A 2,338-nucleotide genomic window follows, 5' to 3' on the forward strand; every position below is an offset into this window, starting at 1 on the left:
AGCAGGCAAAAATATATGAGGCTCTCGGAGTGAAGGTACCAACCTCGTCATGTTAACTCCGAGAATCCAGGTGCTAAGGTAAAAGTGATAGATGATGCACTGAATGATATAGTGAATATGGAGAGAAAATACTATTTAGAGCAACACCCTTATGAAATTTATTATTCAGAGCATGACAAACGTTATAGGACATATTTACCACCTAAAAAGGACGGAGAAAAAAGGAAACCTGTAACATCAGTATCAAAAGAGAACCTTGAAATGAAAATAGTCGCTTATTATAAGCAAATGAAAGAAAAACCTGTAGCAAACACTCTGGAAAAGCTGTATCCCTTATTCTTGGAATATAAGGGTAAGGAGACTTCTCTTGCCAACGCCCATAAACTGAATTGGGTATGGGAAACCTATTATAAAGAGGAATACATAGTCAAATGCAAGTTTGATGAAATAACGGTTGCCATGCTTAAAAGTTGGTTCTTGGACAAAATTTCACAGCATAGGCTTACTTCTCGGAAATTTAAAGAAATGAAATCTCTTATAAACATGCTATATGATTTTGCGATTGAGTCTAACCTCACAAATCATAATGTTTCCAGAGTGGTTCATGGTATATCCTATAAAAAATATGCCGTGGAGCAGGAAAAGCCGCAGACGGAACAGGTCTACATCAATGATGAAGAAGAAACAATCATTAACATGGCACTAAAACAATTTAAAAAGACGGGAAATATAGCCTATCTTGGTGTCTGCCTTAATTTTACTTTGGCGTTGCGTGTCGGGGAAGTCGTTGCATTAAAGACAAGTGACTTTTCAAAAAATCTGGTACATATTCAGCGTCAGGAAATTAAGCATTATGACAAATTGGCTGATGGAAAAATAGTCCGCAATGGGTATGAAATTGTTTCTCATGGAAAAACGCCTACTGCTGACAGGAAATTATTTTTAACTCGGAATGCAAAAGAATTTCTGACTATGATAATTAAGACCAACGAACAGCGGAATTTTCATTCAGAATATTTATTATTGGATAAGGACGGCGAACGGATACATAATGATGCAATCAACAACGTTTTAAGGCGCTTAAACCGCATGATTAAAACCACACAAAAAGGAAATCATTCTATCCGCAAAACCTGTATTTCCAATATGGGTGAATCGGGGGCATTATCCAGTGAAGAAATAAGGACATTCGCAGGACATAAAGATTTTTCGACAACTGAAAAATATTATATGCACTCCACTTCCTCCATTGAAAACCGTTCAGACGCTTATGAAAAGGCTATTAATAGCAAAATTAACAACGTGTTCAAGGGTGTTCAAGCCGGTTGAACACAAAAAAAGAAGGAAACCCAGTAAAATCAAGGTTTCCTCACTTATTAACCACTGCGGAAGATGGGACTTGAACCCTGAAAAGTGACCAGAAAAAGCTAGTAAAATCAAGGTTTTCAGGATAGTAGAAGAAAAAGTGACCAAAAAAGTGACCATTTAATAAAAATATGCAAGAAAGGAGAATTTTGCACATATGCTAGTTAGGACATCTAAATAAGTCCTTTATCAGTCGTATTAATACATGATTGATAGAGGGCTTATTTATGTGGTTTAGCAATAATCACATAAATCTGCACAACTACTTCTAAAACACCTGTATGAGCCTCACACGGTCTTACAGAGGCATTCTAATGCAACTCATAACAACAATCCCATCCAACTTAAAACAGCAATTTCATAGGCATAACAAATTTCAGATCATAATCACGAAAGGAGATGATAAATGTTGTACGGTAAGGTTACAAGATATTTCCATGACAGGGGATTTGGGTTTATTCGTGGTGAAGACAGCAACACATATTTTATCCATCACTCAAAATTGAATGGGGAATATATTGATTCAGGTTACTATGTATTCTTTAAACCATTCCAGAATGACAGGAGTGATTACAACGCAAAAAATATCATGGTGATCGAAGCACCGGAAAGGAAAAGAAAGCATGGCAAAGCACGTAAGAAACATAAGTGAACTATCAAAAGCAATACAGCCGGTATTATTAAATATGGTAGACACGCTGGCAGAGCGAGTATACGAAACACTGAATTATTATTTACAAGATTATTATACCGGATGGACACCTTCAAGCTATCGGAGAACACAGGACTTTCTCCATTCGGCAGTAAAAGTAGATGCCCATCCATATAATGGCGGTGTAAAAGCAAGCGTGTACATTGATTATGAAAGTATGGACAATTATGTAAATGCGACTGGTTTTCAAGTGGCTACTTTCGCAAATACAGGTACGCATGGAGGATTGTCAGTAAAACATAAGCCCCATGTGTGGGATGA

3 protein-coding genes are annotated in these 2,338 nt (G+C 36.8%); all 3 read left to right on the forward strand.

Annotated features, from left to right (window positions below):
* Nucleotides 1–84: 84 nt before the first annotated feature.
* Nucleotides 85–1,329 (forward strand): tyrosine-type recombinase/integrase, encoded by a 1,245-nt coding sequence (locus tag D5281_RS26810; protein WP_160562485.1) that lies wholly within the window; start codon nt 85–87, stop codon nt 1,327–1,329.
* Between the two features lie 442 nt (nt 1,330–1,771).
* Nucleotides 1,772–2,017, forward strand: a complete 246-nt coding sequence (locus D5281_RS24600; protein WP_277935620.1) for a cold-shock protein — start codon at nt 1,772–1,774, stop codon at nt 2,015–2,017.
* On the forward strand, nt 1,989–2,338 hold a 350-nt coding region (locus D5281_RS24605; RefSeq protein ID WP_160562486.1), incomplete at its 3' end, for a hypothetical protein. The genes D5281_RS24600 and D5281_RS24605, both read left to right, overlap by 29 nt.

Source organism: Parablautia muri, assembly GCF_009917485.1.
In the GTDB taxonomy this organism is placed as follows: Bacteria; Bacillota; Clostridia; order Lachnospirales; family Lachnospiraceae; genus Suilimivivens; species Suilimivivens muri.

Bases quoted from the DNA above. Each gene is read 5' to 3' on its own strand.
- D5281_RS24600 (WP_277935620.1), top strand. From the start codon at position 1,772: ATGTTGTACGGTAAGGTTACAAGATATTTCCATGACAGGGGATTTGGG.